The organism is Parvimonas sp. D9, from assembly GCF_035282565.1.
Taxonomy (GTDB): domain Bacteria; phylum Bacillota; class Clostridia; order Tissierellales; family Peptoniphilaceae; genus Parvimonas; species Parvimonas micra.
The window spans coordinates 1-242 of sequence record NZ_JAYKBM010000249.1; the positions used below are offsets into that span (position 1 = coordinate 1).

The following is a 242-nucleotide window of genomic DNA, read 5'->3' on the forward strand; positions in this document are numbered from 1 at the left end:
TGGGTCATGTAATTGAACATATTGCACTCGAGTTACAAACCCTTGCCGGTATGAATTGTGGTTTTGGCAGAACAAGAGGAACGGGTAAAGAAGGTGAATACCATGTAGTGTTTAATTATATGGAAGAAGATGCAGGTGTGTACGCTGCCAAAGCATCGGTACGTATTGCACAGGCACTGGTTGATGGAATGATGTATGACTTGTCTGATGATATTTAGCGCGTACGCGAAATTCGGGAAGAT

Annotated in this window: 1 protein-coding gene; it reads left to right on the forward strand. The window is 43.0% G+C overall.

The window, feature by feature from the left end:
* Positions 1-218 (forward strand): cyanophycin synthetase family protein (locus VJI94_RS08760; protein WP_324009094.1); only part of this gene is annotated, 218 nt, incomplete at its 5' end.
* Positions 219-242: the final 24 nt, after the last annotated feature.